Source organism: Limnoglobus sp. (assembly GCF_059499385.1).
The window spans coordinates 244,434-258,583 of the sequence record NZ_JCABYM010000111.1 but is presented as its reverse complement, the minus strand read 5'-3'; the positions used below and the strand labels follow the sequence as shown (position 1 = coordinate 258,583).

Here is a 14,150-nt window from a genome sequence, read left to right as displayed (position 1 = left end):
CGCGTTGGGTGGCCGTCCACCCAGGGCGTTGCCCTGGGCTGACATGTCCCACCCCTTCGGGGTGAAGAATTGATGGAGCGATCAAGTCGCGCGAGAGGCAAATTGTGGCGGCGATTATCGCGAGCGACTCGTCCGACGTGCAGAGCGGCGGCATCGCGTAGATCACGTTACCCAGCGGTCTGAGCAGCACACCGTTCGCGATAGCCGTCTGCCGAATCTTCGGCCCCACGTCGGCGAGATAACCGCCCACCGCGGGCAGCGTGACGGCCGCGATAGTCCCGCACACACGGGCGTCGGGCAGATTCGCGGTCCAGAAGTTGTTGATCCGTTCCACGTCCCGCTTCCACGCGCCGGCTTCAATCAGCTTCCAATTCGCCACGGCGACGGCGCACGTCAGCGGGTTGGCCGTGAACGAGTGGCCGTGGAAGAACGTCCGCGTGCGGTCGGCCGTCTCGAACGCGGCGACGACCTTCGGCGACGCGAGCGTCGCCGCCAGCGGCAGCACGCCGCCGGTCAGCGTCTTCGCGGCGCAAATTAAGTCGGGGACGATTCCGGCCTGCTCGAACGCCCAGACCGTGCCCGTGCGGTTCGCGGTCATCACTTCGTCAACGAGGAACAAGACGCCGTGCCGGGCCGCGACCTCGTGAATCGCCTTCAACTCGGCCGGCGAGTGCATCTTCATGCCGCCGGCCCCTTGTACGAGCGGCTCGATGATGACGGCGGCGACCTCGTCCCCGTGCTTCGACAGGAATACGTCGAGGGCGGCCGCCGACACTGGCACGCGGGCCGTGCGGAACAGCAGCGGCTCGAACCGGCCGAAGAACACGGGGTCGCGGCTGACGGCCATCGCGCCGAACGTGTCGCCGTGGTAGCAGTCGTCGAACCCGACGAACAGCGTGCGGTGCGGCTCGCCGCGGTGGCACCACCACTGGTAGGCCATCTTGAGCGCGACCTCGACGGCCGTGCTGCCGTTGTCGGAGAAGAAAACGCGGCCGTCCGGCCACGGCGTGGACTTCAGCAGGCGGTCGGCCAGCTCGACGGCCGCGGGGTGCGTGACGCCGGCGAAGAGGACGTGATCGAGCCGGTTCGTCGCGTCGCGGAGGGCCTGCATTAGCACGGGATGCCTATGGCCGTGGAGGATCGTCCACCACGACGACACGGCGTCGATGATGCGACGGCCGTCTTGCAGAATCAGGAACTCGTCCTCGGCCGCGACGACCGGCAGCGGGGCGATGGGGTCGGCGAGCGACGTGTACGGGTGCCAGACGTGCCGCCGGTCGCGGACGAGGAAATCGGCGACCGGTTCCGTAGTTTCCAGCACATCGCGAATTTCGGTCAACGTGCCCCGTTGCTGTTGGGCCGTTTCGCGAACGGCACTGGCCGTCCACGCCGACGGCGCGTCGAGCGAGAAGACCGGTCGCGACCCGTGCTTCCGCAACTCCGTCTCGGCGTATTCGTGGCGTGGGCCGACGAGAACAAGGACTTTCGCGTCCAAGCCGTGAGAGCGTAACGCGGTCAGGCAGGAGAGTGTTCGCCCGACAGCCCCAACAGCTGAAGACGAGACGAGCAGCAGTGGCAGCCCGAGACGGTGGAGCAAATCGACTTGGAGTTCGTGGTCCGTAAAGGGCGACAGCGGGCCGCCGAAGGTTTCGACGAGAAAAGGTTTGACGGATCGTGGCATTTCCGCCACGACTTCGGCGGGCGACGGCATCGGCCGGCCCGCGTTGCGGGCCGCGAGCGGCGGCGCGACCGGTTCCGCGAACCGAGCGAGTGGCGGAAAAACTTCCACCGAGGGCACGAGCCGCTTCACCTGCTCGCTGTCCGATTCGCCCGTCTCGACCGGCTTCCAGTACGCGAGCTCGTCGGCGAAGCACGACAGGAACAGAAGGGAGAACGTCGTCTTCCCAGCGTCCGTATCCGTGCCGACGACGACGAAGCCGGTCATGATCGGACCGCCTCGGCGACATGAGCGGCGAGCTGCCGGACAATCACGGCATCGTGGTTCGCGTGCAGGGAGATGCGGAGACGGGCCGTGCCCTGTGGGACACTCGGCGGGCGGATCGCGCGGATGTCGTAGCCCATCTCTTGCAGCCGCGTCGCCACCCGCACCGCGAGCGGGTCTTCGCCGAGGACGACGGGAACGATGTAACTGTCGCCGCCGGTCGGCACGCCGGCCGCCCGCAGGTTCGCGTGAAAGTCGGCGGCGAGTTGGTGAAGGTGACTGCGGCCGCCGTGGTCGCTGCGGACGCGGTTCAAAGCACCGAGCCACCACGCGCCGATGATCGGTGGCAGGGCCGTCGTGAAGATCAGATGGCGGCACTTGTTGACGAGGAAGTCCTTCAGCAGCGTCGAGCCGCAGACGTAGGCCCCGGTCACGCCGAGCGCCTTGCCGCCGGTGTGGACGGTCGCCAGCACCCGCGGGCGGAGGCCGAGCTGGTCCACGATGCCGAACCCGGCGTCGCCGAAGCAGCCGGTCGAGTGCGCCTCGTCCACGATCACACTCGCGCCGTACCGCTCGGCGAGTTCGACGATTTCCTTCAGCGGTGCGCGGTCGCCGTCCATGCTGAACAGCGACTCGGTGACGACGAACAGTTCCCGGCCCGGCGGCCGCTTCGCGGCTTCCGCCTTCAGGCCGTCTTCGAGGTGGTTCAAGTCGTTGTGCCGGAAGACGAACTTCCGCGGCCGGCAGACCCGCAGCCCCTCGGCGATGCAGGCGTGGTTCAGCTCGTCCGTCGCGACCCAGTCGCCGGGTTCGATGACGGTCGAGATCAGGCCCTCGTTCGCGGTGAACCCGCTGTTCATCATCAGCACGGCGTCCGCCCCATGCCACGCGGCGAGGGCGGATTCGACTTCGTCCCAAATTTCGTGGTGGCCGCGCAAGAGGCGGGAAGCGATGCCGGAGCGGGGGAGGTTTTGTTCCCTCCCCCCTGGGTGGGGAGGGTTAGGGAGGGGGGTAACCTCCCTCCCCCGGACGCGATCCTTACCCGCCAGGGACGCGCTCAACCCCCCTCCCCAACCCTCCCCCCCAAGGGGGGAGGGAGAAGAGGCCCCGTAGCCCAAGTAGTCGTTCGAGGTGAAGTCCAGCCCTTGCGGTGGGCGAAGCGAACGGAACCGCCCCTGCCCGCGCAGCTCGTCCAGCGCCTCCTGCCAGCGGGCCGTCAGCGACATGACGCCTCGCACGCGGCCGGTTCCGGAAGGCCCATCGCGCGGAACAGTTCGGCGTCGGCCGTCTCGTCCGGGTTCGGGGCGGTCAGCAGCTTCTCGCCGAAGAAGATCGAGTCCGCCCCGGCCAGGAAGCAGAGGATTTGCAGCTCGCGGCTCATCTTGTCCCGGCCGGCGCTTAGCCGCACGCGGGCGGTCGGGAACGCGATCCGGGCCGTCGCGATGAGGCGGACGATCTCGATGGAATCGACCTTCGGGGCCATCGCCAGCGGCGTCCCCTTGCTCGGCATCAGGCAGTTGATCGGCACGCTCTCCGGCGGCGTTTCGAGGTTCGCCAGCTCGACGAGCATCATCAACCGGTCGTCCTCCGTCTCGCCCATGCCGACGATGCCGCCGCTGCACACCGAGATGCCGGCCCGGCTGACGGCCTTGATCGTCTCGATCCGGTCGTCGAACGTCCGCGTCGAGATTACCTCCGGGTAGTACCGGCGGGACGTGTCGATGTTGTGGTTGTACGCCGTCAGCCCGGCGTCCTTCAGCCGCTCCGCCTGCGAGGCGGTCAGCATCCCGAGTGTGACGCACGCCTCCATGTCGAGGCCGCGGACGACGCGGACCATCCCCAGCACGCGGTCGAACTCCGGGCCGTCCTTCGGCTGTCGCCACGCCGCCCCCATGCAGAACCGCGTCGCCCCGGCCGCCTTCGCCGCTTCCGCCTTCTCGCGGACTTCCTCGACCGTCAACAACGGAACCCGCTCGACCGGCGAATCGTAGTGGGCGCTCTGGCTACAGTAAGTACAGTCCTCCGGGCAGCCGCCGGTCTTGATGCTCAGGAGGGCGCACTTCTGGATGTCGCGGTAGTCGCGGTTCGCCTTGTGAACTTCCGCCGCCCGCAGGATGAGTTCGGGCAGCGGCAGCGAGTACGCGGCCTTGAATTCGGTGAAAGACTTCATGCGATGAAGTGTATGACCCCGGTTCGCCAAGCTCAACGAGAGGGTGATCGCTGATGACTCCGAATCCCCACGCGGAGCCGCAAATCCGGCTCTGGCCGGCACTCGTGCTCGTCGGCCTCGCCGCGTTCGCGTTCTTCGTCTTCCCGCTTCTCGACCCGCGGTCGATGCTGCACTTCGTCGGCGGTCTCGGCGGGCCGACGCTCGCGTCCCTTGGCGTGTTGATCTGGTGGATGGCCGGCAGCCGGGTGAAGGGCACGTTCCGGTGGTTGCCGGTCGCGCTGTTCCTCGCCCCGGCCGTGGTGAATCTCGTGTACTTCTACCGCGAGTCGCCGCTGACCGTGCCGTTGTTCGGCTTCCCGTTCGCGGCGTTCCTGTGGGTCGCGTGGCTCGTCGTCAGCCGCCCGGCGGGCCGGCTCGTGCAGCTCGCCGGCGTTCTTGGCGTCGTCGTCGGGGCGTGGACGCTGTTCACGATTGTCCGCATCGAGGAAACGAACGTCGAGATCGAGCCGGAGATGGCGTGGCGGTGGCAGCCGACGAAGATCGACAAGTACAAGGAGGAACGCGCGAAGTGGGCGACCGCCCTTCCCACTTCGAGTGCGATCACCGTGCAGCCCGGCGACTGGCCGCAGTTCCGCGGGCCGAAGCAGGACAGCGTCGTCACCGGCGTGAGCATCGACACGGACTGGAAGAAGAACCCGCCGAAGCTGCTGTGGAAGCACCGCGTCGGGCCGGGGTGGGGGACGTTCTCGGTCGTCGGCGACAAGATTTTCACGCAGGAGCAGGTGGACGACGACCAAGAGGCGGTTGTTTGCTATCAGGCGGACACCGGCGCGCCGGTGTGGGAGCATCGGTACAAGGCGCGGTTCTTCGAGCAGATCGCCGGTGTGGGACCGCGCGGCACGCCGACGGTCGTGAAATTTCCGAACTACACGCGTGTCTACACCTACGGCGGAACCGGCAAACTGTTCTGTTTGAACGCCGAAACAGGGCTGCCGGTCTGGGAGCGGGACGTACCGAAGGAACTCGGCACGCAGCCCCAGCAGTGGGGCTATTCGAGTTCGCCGCTGGTGTACCAGAATCTCGTCGTCGTGTTCGCGAATGCTCCTGGCGGCAAAGGAACGGCCGCGTACCGGGCCGACACCGGCGAGCCGGCGTGGACGGCCGGGAACGGCACGTTCGGCTACAGCTCCGCGCACCTCGCGAAGCTCGGCGGCGTCGAGCAGATTCTGATGATTAGCGACGTGGGACTCGAGTCGTACCAGCCGGCCGACGGCAAGCTGCTGTGGGTCCACGACTGGAAGCAGCGGGGGGTGAACCGCGTCAGCCAGCCGACGGTCCTGTCCGACACGGACGTGCTGATCGGCACCGGCGTCGGCAACGACCAAGGTACGCAGCGGGTCCGCGTGACGCGGTCCGGCGACGGGTGGAACACGGAACTGGTGTGGGCCACGCGCAATATGAAGCCGTACTTCAACGACGGCGTCGTCCACAACGGCTTCCTGTACGGGTTCGACGACAAGTCGTTCGCGTGCATCGACCTGAAGGACGGGTCGCGGAAGTGGAAGACCGGCACGCAGTACGGCCACGGCCAAGTGCTGCTACTCGCGGACCAGGGCGTCCTGGTGGTGCAGGCCGTTGACGGCAAGGTCGTGCTGGTGGAAGCGAACCCGGACGAGCACGTCGAGCTGGCGAAGTTCCCGGCGCTCGACGGGAAGACGTGGAACCACCCGGTCGTCGCGCACGGCAAGCTGTTCGTCCGCAACGGCATGGAGGCGGCGGTGTACGAGTTGAAGATGAAGTAGCCGCTACTGCGTACCCAACACGAGATCGACGACCCAGCAGCCGCGAACGTGTCTTGGCTCTTCGCGGCAATGTTTCAGGATCGCCTCCTCTTCGCACCCCGCGTCTTGCAGTGCGTCGGCGAGGATATGCATGGCTGAGAAATCGCGAGTATCGTCCATTTCACCTGCAACGCCTACTGCAGTGTCGGTTCGGTACTGCGGGTGAAAGTTGACGGGGCGGAAAGGGTTTGGCCCACACAATTCCAGCGCCAGCCACCGAACATACTTCTGGCGTGCCTCGACATCCTCATGAAGGAACTTGACCACTTCCGGTGGCGATTCCACGTCAGCGACTGGGTTCGCACGAATGCGAAGGCGTTCCCGAACGTGATGCTTTAACTCACCGCTACTCATACGTCCTAGGGGGTATTCCTTGAGGGCGCGAAGGTGAACGACATTCGGACACTCGCATCGTTCGGGACGCACCTTTACCCATTCTCGCCTGTCCGACCCAGTGGGCAGATTGAGAAGTGCCGCGTGTTGCAGAACACAAGCTCCGGCGTCGAATCCCGACTCCGAATACAGGTCACGTAAAACTGGTTTGCAAACAGGACAGCCGACATACGCCTCGACATCGCGGGTGAACAGGTGATATTCGCCGAGGTGATATTTCCGTTCACTCACTCTTTCAGGGAAGACGGAGGTTCCCCAGAGGTCAGGTCGGGCCAGCCACTCGTACTCGTCACAAATCAATTCCTTGAACCCGCCGCGTTCTGAGACGGACCGATACCGCGGCGGGTAGTTGGACGGATCGAAATCTTCCATTCTTGTTGTTCACCCTAACCGCTCGACGATCTTCTCCACGTCGTACACGCAGCCGCCCCAGACGCCGCCGCTGGCGTGCTGCAGCGCGGCCCACAACCGCGTGTCGGCCGGCAGCGCCGGGTCCGGCCGAAGGTCCGGCCGCGGCTGACGCCCCGCGAGTTCGGCCGTGCCCCACGCGACGCCGTGGACGCCGGCCGCGTCGCCGACAAGGTTCACGCTCCCCTCCAGCGTGGTGCGGTCGATCACGATCTCGATCCGGTCGCCGTCGCGGAGCTTGCCGATCGGCCCGCCGGCCAGCGCCTCCGGCGAGACGTGGCCGATGCACGCCCCGGTACTCACGCCGCTGAACCGGGCGTCCGTCAGCACGGCGACGTGCTTGCCCCACGGCAGGTGCTTCAGCGCGCTCGTCACCTGGTACGTCTCCTCCATCCCGCTGCCCATCGGCCCGCGGCAGCAGAGGACCAGTATGTCGCCGGGCCGGACGCGGTCTTCCTTGATCGCGGCGATGGCCGACTTTTCCGTGATGAACACCCGCGCCGGGCCGACCTTCCGGTACACGCCGTCCGGGTCCACGACGTTCGGGTCGATGGCCGTGGACTTGATGACGCTGCCGTCCGGGCAGAGGTTGCCGCGGGGGAACGTCAGGCTGCTCGTTAACCCGCGGGCCTTCGCCTGGGCCGGGGACATGATGACCGTGTCCGGGTCGATCCGGTCGCGGGTTTGGAGCAGGTCGCGGAGCCGCTTGCGGCGGTCGGACGCGGCCCACCAGTCGAGCGACTTGCCGAGCGGCTCGCCGGTCACGGTCAGCGCGTCGAGTTGAAGCAGGTTCATCTCGCGGAGGTGGAGCATCACCTCCGGCACGCCGCCGGCGAGGAAGACGCGGATCGTCGGGTGGCCGACCGGGCCGTTCGGCAGCGCGTCCACCAGCCGCGGCACGGCCCGGTTGAAGTGCGTCCAGTCGTCGATGGTCGGTCGGGCCAGCCCGCCGTGGAACGCGACGGCCGGCGTGTGCAGCAGTAGGTTAGTACTGCCGCCGAACGCCGCGAACACCGCGAGGGCGTTCTTCACGGAGGCGTCGGTGAGAATCTGTTTCGTCGTCAGTTTCTTCGCCGACAGGTTGACGAGCGCCTTCGCGGAGCGGCGGGCCATGTCGAGCCAGATCGGCTGACCCGACGGCGCGAGTGCGGAGTGCGGCAGTGCCAAGCCGAGCGCTTCGCCGACGACCTGCGAAGTCGCGGCCGTGCCGAGGAACTGGCACCCGCCGCCGGGCGACGCGCAGGCGTGGCAGCCGGCCTCGGCCGCCTGTTCGAGCGTGATCTCGCCGTGCGCGTATCGCGCGCCAATCGTCTGCACCTTCCCCGTGTCCTCGGTCCCCGTTTCCCCCGCGAGCATGACGCCACCGGGGACCAGCACGACCGGGTAGTCGTGCTGGCTGGCGAGGGCCATCATCATCGCGGGCAGGCCCTTGTCGCACGTCGCGACGCCGAGGACGCCGGCGCGGGTCGGGTGGCTCCGCATCAGCCGCCGGAGGACGGTCGCGGCGTCGTTGCGGAACGGCAGGCTGTCGTACATGCCCGGCGTCCCCTGCGTCCGGCCGTCGCACGGGTCGGTCACGGCCCCGGCGAACGGAATCGTCTTCTGCCGTTGGAACTCTTCCGCCGCCGCCTTCACGAGCAGCCCGACCTCCCAGTGCCCGCTGTGGAACCCGAGCGCGACCGGCGAACCGTCCTCGCCGCGCAGCCCGCCGTGCGTGCTGAGGATCAGGAACTCCTTGCGGCCGAGCAACTGCGGGTTCAGCCCCATGCCGACGTTCTGCGTCCACCCGAACAGGTCGCCCGACGGTGAATGGCGGAGCAGCTCGTCCGTCAGCGGCAGCGCGCCGCGGGGGCCTTTGGTCGTGGACACGAGTTCGTAGACGGAATCGTCGCGGGTTTCGACGAGTTCGGCGAAGGTGTTCATGTGGCTGATCTTATCCCGGCTCGCCGATTCGGTCTCGCCGACTACGATTGTCTCCGCTCCCCCTTTTCTCAGGAACCCGGACTATGCGATTCACCCTCCCCGTGCTGATGCTGGTCGCGTCCGTCGTCCCCCTCCTCGCGGCTGGGCCTCAAGTGGAACAGGAAACGTTCGGCAAGCTCGCGGACGGCAAGACCGTCGTGACCGCCTACACGCTCACGAACAAGAGCGGTGCGAAGGCGAAGGTCATCGACTACGGCGCGATCGTCACCGAGATTCACGTCCCGGACGCGGCGGGGAAGCTCGGCGACGTGGCCCTCGGCTTCTCGGACATGGACGGCTACCTGAAGGGCCACCCGTACTTCGGGTCGAACGCCGGGCGATGCGCGAACCGGATCGCGAAGGGGAAGTTCCAGCTCGACCGCAAGGAGTACACGCTCGCCACGAACAACGGCGAGAACCACCTGCACGGCGGGAACAAGGGGTTCGACAAGCAGATGTGGCGGGCCGACGCCCCGGTCGTCGGCGCGGCCGGGCCGAGCATCACGTTGAGTTACGTCAGCAAGGATGGGGAGGAGGGTTACCCCGGCACGCTGTCCGTGAAGGTGACGTACACGTTCACGAACGACAACGAACTGAAGGTCGAGTACCACGCGACGACGGACAAGCCGACGGTGTGCAACCTGGCGCACCACAGCTACTTCAACCTCGGCGGCCACGCCAGCGGCGACATCCTCGGCCACGAGGTCGAGATCATGGCGAAGAACTACACGCCGACGGACGCGACGCTGATCCCGACCGGGAAGATCGCGCCGGTGGCCGGGACGCCGTTCGACTTCACGAAGCCGACGGCCATCGGGGCGCACATCAAGGAGATCGACGCGAAGCCGCAGGGGTACGACCTGAACTACGCGCTCGACGGCAAGGCCGGCGGCACGCCGTTCCTCGCCGCCCGCGTGACGGAGCCGAAGTCCGGCCGGACGCTGGAGGTGCTGACGAACGAGCCGGGGCTGCAGTTCTACAGCGGCAACTTCCTCGACGCGACGAACACCGGCAAGGGCGGCGCGGTGTACAAGCAGTACAACGGGTTCTGCATGGAGGCGCAGAAGTTCCCGGACGCGATCAACAAGGTCGGCACGGACGGCTGGGCGTCGCCGGTGCTGAAGCCGGGCGAGGAGTACAAGACGACCACGATCTACAAGTTCGGCGTCAAGAAGTGAGGTCCGCCGTGCGATTCGTTTTCGCAGCTTTGTTCAGTGTCGTCGGCGGGGCCGCATCCGCCGACGATTTCGTTCCGCTGTTCAACGGCAAGGACCTGACCGCGTGGACGACGTACCTCCGGCCGTCGGCCGACGGGCCAAAGCCGGACGCGAAGGATACGTGGAAGGTGGCGGACGGCGTCCTCGTCTGCACCGGCAAGCCGACGGGCTACCTCATGACCGAGAAAGAGTACGCGAACTACGTCCTCAAGCTGAAGTGGCGCTACCCGGCCGGGACGAAGTCCGGCAACAGCGGCGTCCTGTTGCATTGCGCGGCCGAGGAAAAAGTCTGGCCGAGTTCGTTGGAGGCACAGCTCCGCACCGGACGGGCCGGCGACCTGTGGCTGAACCCCGGCCCGGATGGGAAGCTGCCGGCGCTAGAGTTCGAGCCGGGACTGAAGGACGCGAACGACAAGACGAACCGGCACTACTTCCGCAAGGACAAGGACACGCCGGTCGAGAAGCCGTTCGGCGAGTGGAACGAGTACGAGATCACGTGCAAGGACGGCAACGTGACGCTCGCGGTCAACGGCAAAGCCGTGATCGAGGGGAAGAACGGGAGCTTGAAGAAGGGGAAGATCGCCCTCCAGTCCGAGGGGTCGGAGGTGCATTTCAAGGACATCGCGATCAAGGAGACGAAGTAGGGTGGGTCGAGTCTTCGAGGCCCACCGGTGTGGTATTCGCCCGCACGGTGCGCCTCGAAGACTCGACCCACCCTACAAATTCATTCCCGCATCGCTTCCTGGAACTCTTGTTCCGCATTCGCTAGCGCTTCACAGTCGCAACATGCACCGTTTGCACGAAGCCATTCTTCGACCTGAGTAGACTCGACACCGATGCTACCACACCAACCCTGAACCAGTCGAAAGGTGTGATCGCAGGAATGTCGAGGGAGTTCGACATCGAGCATGTCAAACAACTCGCGCATACGTTCAGGTGGCAAGGGAAGTCGTTGCCGTGCCGTGGCGCGTTGTTGTGACCTCCAGGCGGATCGAGCCGCCTTGCGACCCTGCTTGTCTTGACCGTTTGACACGATACCGCCCCCCAACATGAGCGTCACGCACCCTCACTTCAGCGTCAACTCGTGCTTGCTCAGTTGCTCGAAGCCCGTCTCCGTCACCAGATAGTTGTGCTCGATCCGCACGCCGCCGACGCCGTCCACGTACAGGCCCGGCTCTAGCGTCACCACGTCGCCGGACACCAACGGCTCAAGCGACTGCTTCACCAAAAACGGGGCCTCCGGGTGCGCCAGCCCCAGGCCGTGCCCGGCGTGGTGCGGGAACGCCTCGGCCGTGTTCGCGTCCCGGAACACGTTGCGGACCGCCTCGTAGACTTCCCGGCCGTGGACGCCGGCCCGCAGGTGGCGTTCCCCGGCCGCCATCGCCATCACGCACAGGTCGAAGAGACGTTGCTGTTGCGGCGTCGGGTCGCCGCCGACGACGAGCGTGTTCGTGAAGTCGCTGCGGTAGCCGCCGATCACGACGGAGAAGTCGAGGATGAGCGTCTCGCCGAGTTGCAACACCTTCTGCGTCGGCGCGCCGCCCCGCTTCGCGGAGCCGGGGGACACCGCGAAGTCGCCGTACACGATCACCGGCTGCTTGGCGTGGTCCGAACACGCCTTGAAGATGCCCTCGTACACGTCGAGTTCGGTCATCCCCGGCTTTACGTTCTGCTTCGCCCACAGCATCCCGGCCTCACCGGCCCGACAGCACGCGGAGATGAGCGCGACCTCGTCGTCGTCCTTCGCCCGCCGCAACTCGCCGACGACGCCGAACATTTGCGGGGCCATCTCATCCGCGAGCGAGTCGTGGACGCGGCCGCCGGTCCCGGCCGACTCGACGATCGCGCGGAGGATCATCCGCCGCGGCCCCTGCCCCGGCGAGACGCCGTCGTACCACTTCACGGGAACCTTGCTCGTGGCGTGAACGAAGTCCACCGACTTCGGCAGCCGCTGGTCATAGTACAGCGTCGCCTCGCCGTCCGGCTTCAGCAGCAAGAGGCCGCCGTAGTCCGCGCCGAGGCTGAACGGGTCCACGTACAAGTTCGCGAAGTACCGCAGGTGCAGCGGGTCGCCGAGCAACAGCGGGCCGGTCGGCTTCAGCCGGTCGAGCAACCGCCGCCGCCGCTTGGCGCAACCTTCGGCCGTGAGCATGGTCCACCTCGTTTGTGGAAGGATGCCGATAGGGTAGCTGATGGAAGCTGTTATGGAATGGCAGACGCCGCGGTTCCGAACGTATAACAGTGAGTCACTCGCTCCGCGAGTGACCAGACCTTCACCCGCGTGGGGCTTCTGGTCACTCGCGGAGCGAGTGACCCACTGTCCTCAACCCCGCGAGGGACCGTGCCGACCGACCTTCTCGACAAGCGCGAAGACCGCATCCGCCGGATGTTCGGCGAGATCGCGCCGTGGTACGACTTCCTCAACCACCTGCTCAGCCTGAACATCGACAAGCGGTGGCGGACGGTCACGGCCAAGCGCGTCCCGCCGGTCGGCGACACGCCGGTCCTCGACCTCTGCACCGGGACCGGCGACCTGGCCCTCACCTACGACCGGCTGGCGAAGGGGACCGTCCCCATCGTCGGGGCCGACTTCTGCCACGAGATGTTGGTCCGCGCCACCGAGAAAGCCTCGAAGGCCGGGGCCGGCGAGCGGATCACGTTCGTGGAAGCCGACGCGCAGCACCTACCCTTCCCCGACGATCACTTCCAACTCGTGACGATCGCGTTCGGCCTGCGGAACGTGACCGACACCGACCAGGGCATCCGCGAGATGATCCGCGTGACGAAGCCCGGTGGCCGGATCGCGATCCTCGAGTTCTCCAAGCCGCGGAACAAGCTGTTCGGGAAGGTCTACATGGGATACTTCCGCTCGATCCTGCCGCGGGTCGGGCAGATGCTGAGCAAGAACAACCAGAGCGCCTACCAGTACCTCCCGGCCAGCGTGCTGAGGTTTCCGGACGGCGAGGCGATGGTGGCGAAGCTCCGCGGCCACGGCCTCCGGAACGTGACCGACTTCCCGCTCACCTTCGGCATCGCGACCTTGTATGTTGGTGAGAAGCCGCGAAGCGGCGAGTGATATTTGAACCCTGGGACCGCGGGCGTCCCGCCCGCCCACCTTCCTCGCACGGGGACCGGCCTCCAGTGGCTGGGGCCGTGGCGGGCGGGACGCCCGCGGTCCCAGGATTTCACCTGTGGAATCGCGATGCCTGCTTCCTCTCCGTACCTGTTGATCCGCGCCGCCCGCGGCGAGCCGGTCGAACGCGCCCCCGTGTGGGCGATGCGGCAGGCCGGGCGGTGGGACCCGGAGTTCAACAAGGTCCGGGCCGGGCTGCCGTTCTTCGAGTTCTCCGAGAACGTCGAGAAGGCCGTGCAGGGCACGCTCGCCCCGCGGCGGTTCGGCGTGGACGCGATCATTCTCTTCTACGACATCACCACGCTGCCCATCGCGATGGGGCTGCCGTTCGAGTTGAAAAAGGACATCGGCCCGCAGCCGGACCGCCCCGTCCGCACGCCGCTCGATGTCGCCCGGCTGAACCCCGAACCGCCGCCGGATAGCTACCCGCACATCCGGCAGCTGCTGAAGCGCGTGAAGGAGGAACTCCGCGGCGAGTTGCCCGTGATCGCGTTCGCCGGGTCGCCGTTCACCGTCGCCACGTACTGCATCGGGACCGGCAAGGACGTGGACGCCACCCGCCGGTTCGCGGCCGAGCAGCCACTGATTTGGGACGGGCTGCTGGAGAAGCTGACCGTCGCCACCGGGCACTTCCTGCGAACGCTCATCGGCGACGGGGCGGACATTTACCAGCTCTTCGACTCGTGGGCGGGGTTGCTCACCCGCGAGGAGTACGACCGCTGGGCGCAGCCGCAGCACACGGCGATCTTCAAGGCCGCGACCGGCGTGCCGCGCGTGCTGTTCGTGAAGGAGTGTCCGTACCTCGACGCGATGACGCGGACCGGGGCCGAAGTCGTCAGTCTCGGCCAGCGGCACGACCTCGCCGCCTCGCGGCGGGACTACCCGCACCTCGTCTTCCAGGGGAACGTCAGCGAGGAGACGCTTCGCACCGGCAGCCCGGCCGAAGTGGAAGCGGCCGTCCGCGAATGTCGGCGGGCGGGCGGCGGGCAACGGCATATCCTGAACTTGAACCACGGCGTCGGGAAGGAAACGCCCGTCGCGAACTTTGAAGCCTACGTCCGGGCCGCGAAGGCGGCGCTCTAAG

12 protein-coding genes are annotated in these 14,150 nt (G+C 66.9%); 5 read left to right on the top strand and 7 right to left on the bottom strand.

Features of this window, described 5'->3' with window-relative positions; all coding sequences use genetic code 11:
- The 3 genes from bioA to bioB form a co-directional block, all read right to left on the bottom strand.
- Positions 1–1,945: adenosylmethionine--8-amino-7-oxononanoate transaminase (gene bioA / locus AC5JJ2_RS20800; protein WP_495859951.1), on the bottom strand; the 1,945-nt coding region annotated here is incomplete at its 3' end.
- Positions 1,942–2,880, bottom strand: a complete 939-nt coding sequence (locus AC5JJ2_RS20795; RefSeq protein ID WP_495859950.1) for an aminotransferase class I/II-fold pyridoxal phosphate-dependent enzyme — start codon at positions 2,878–2,880, stop codon at positions 1,942–1,944. The genes AC5JJ2_RS20795 and bioA, both read right to left, overlap by 4 nt.
- Positions 2,881–3,158: 278 nt before the next feature.
- On the bottom strand, positions 3,159–4,112 hold the full coding sequence (bioB, locus tag AC5JJ2_RS20790; RefSeq protein ID WP_495859949.1) for a biotin synthase BioB: 954 nt from the start codon (positions 4,110–4,112) through the stop codon (positions 3,159–3,161).
- A gap of 53 nt (positions 4,113–4,165) precedes the next feature.
- Here bioB and AC5JJ2_RS20785 point away from each other — a divergent pair, with 53 nt between their 5' ends.
- On the top strand, positions 4,166–5,914 hold the full coding sequence (locus tag AC5JJ2_RS20785) for a PQQ-binding-like beta-propeller repeat protein (protein WP_495859948.1): 1,749 nt from the start codon (positions 4,166–4,168) through the stop codon (positions 5,912–5,914).
- 3 nt (positions 5,915–5,917) lie between these two features.
- Here the strand turns inward: AC5JJ2_RS20785 and AC5JJ2_RS20780 are convergent, their stop codons facing one another.
- A complete protein-coding gene (locus tag AC5JJ2_RS20780) occupies positions 5,918–6,718 on the bottom strand; it encodes a hypothetical protein (protein WP_495859947.1) in 801 nt (266 codons plus the stop codon).
- A gap of 9 nt (positions 6,719–6,727) precedes the next feature.
- Positions 6,728–8,677: a YjhG/YagF family D-xylonate dehydratase gene (locus tag AC5JJ2_RS20775; protein WP_495859946.1), complete on the bottom strand. Its 1,950-nt coding sequence runs from the start codon at positions 8,675–8,677 to the stop codon at positions 6,728–6,730.
- Between the two features lie 83 nt (positions 8,678–8,760).
- On the opposite strand from AC5JJ2_RS20775, the gene AC5JJ2_RS20770 reads away from it, so the two are divergent.
- Positions 8,761–9,894 carry an aldose epimerase family protein gene (locus AC5JJ2_RS20770; protein ID WP_495859945.1) on the top strand — a complete coding sequence of 378 codons (1,134 nt, stop codon included), beginning with the start codon at positions 8,761–8,763 and terminating at the stop codon, positions 9,892–9,894.
- A gap of 8 nt (positions 9,895–9,902) precedes the next feature.
- Positions 9,903–10,577 carry a 3-keto-disaccharide hydrolase gene (locus AC5JJ2_RS20765; RefSeq protein ID WP_495859944.1) on the top strand — a complete coding sequence of 225 codons (675 nt, stop codon included), beginning with the start codon at positions 9,903–9,905 and terminating at the stop codon, positions 10,575–10,577.
- A gap of 80 nt (positions 10,578–10,657) precedes the next feature.
- Here AC5JJ2_RS20765 and AC5JJ2_RS20760 read toward each other — a convergent pair whose 3' ends face one another.
- Positions 10,658–10,843 carry a DUF2695 domain-containing protein gene (locus AC5JJ2_RS20760; protein WP_495859943.1) on the bottom strand — a complete coding sequence of 62 codons (186 nt, stop codon included), beginning with the start codon at positions 10,841–10,843 and terminating at the stop codon, positions 10,658–10,660.
- Positions 10,844–10,999: 156 nt separating this feature from the next.
- Positions 11,000–12,085 carry a M24 family metallopeptidase gene (locus tag AC5JJ2_RS20755; protein ID WP_495859942.1) on the bottom strand — a complete coding sequence of 362 codons (1,086 nt, stop codon included), beginning with the start codon at positions 12,083–12,085 and terminating at the stop codon, positions 11,000–11,002.
- 189 nt (positions 12,086–12,274) lie between these two features.
- Between AC5JJ2_RS20755 and ubiE the strand changes: the two genes are divergently transcribed.
- Positions 12,275–13,009, top strand: a complete 735-nt coding sequence (ubiE, locus tag AC5JJ2_RS20750) for a bifunctional demethylmenaquinone methyltransferase/2-methoxy-6-polyprenyl-1,4-benzoquinol methylase UbiE (RefSeq protein ID WP_495859941.1) — start codon at positions 12,275–12,277, stop codon at positions 13,007–13,009.
- Between the two features lie 126 nt (positions 13,010–13,135).
- Entirely contained in the window at positions 13,136–14,149 is a 1,014-nt protein-coding gene (locus AC5JJ2_RS20745) for a uroporphyrinogen decarboxylase family protein (protein WP_495859940.1), read from the top strand.
- The last annotated feature ends 1 nt before the right edge of the window (position 14,150 follow it).

Excerpts from the sequence above, each read along its gene's own strand:
- AC5JJ2_RS20780 (WP_495859947.1), bottom strand. The coding sequence starts at position 6,718 with ATGGAAGATTTCGATCCGTCCAACTACCCGCCGCGGTATCGGTCCGTC.
- AC5JJ2_RS20770 (WP_495859945.1), top strand. The coding sequence starts at position 8,761 with ATGCGATTCACCCTCCCCGTGCTGATGCTGGTCGCGTCCGTCGTCCCC.
- AC5JJ2_RS20755 (WP_495859942.1), bottom strand. The coding sequence starts at position 12,085 with ATGCTCACGGCCGAAGGTTGCGCCAAGCGGCGGCGGCGGTTGCTCGAC.
- AC5JJ2_RS20785 (WP_495859948.1), top strand. The coding sequence starts at position 4,166 with ATGACTCCGAATCCCCACGCGGAGCCGCAAATCCGGCTCTGGCCGGCA.
- bioB (WP_495859949.1), bottom strand. The coding sequence starts at position 4,112 with ATGAAGTCTTTCACCGAATTCAAGGCCGCGTACTCGCTGCCGCTGCCC.
- AC5JJ2_RS20775 (WP_495859946.1), bottom strand. The coding sequence starts at position 8,677 with ATGAACACCTTCGCCGAACTCGTCGAAACCCGCGACGATTCCGTCTAC.
- AC5JJ2_RS20745 (WP_495859940.1), top strand. The coding sequence starts at position 13,136 with ATGCCTGCTTCCTCTCCGTACCTGTTGATCCGCGCCGCCCGCGGCGAG.
- AC5JJ2_RS20760 (WP_495859943.1), bottom strand. The coding sequence starts at position 10,843 with ATGCTCGATGTCGAACTCCCTCGACATTCCTGCGATCACACCTTTCGA.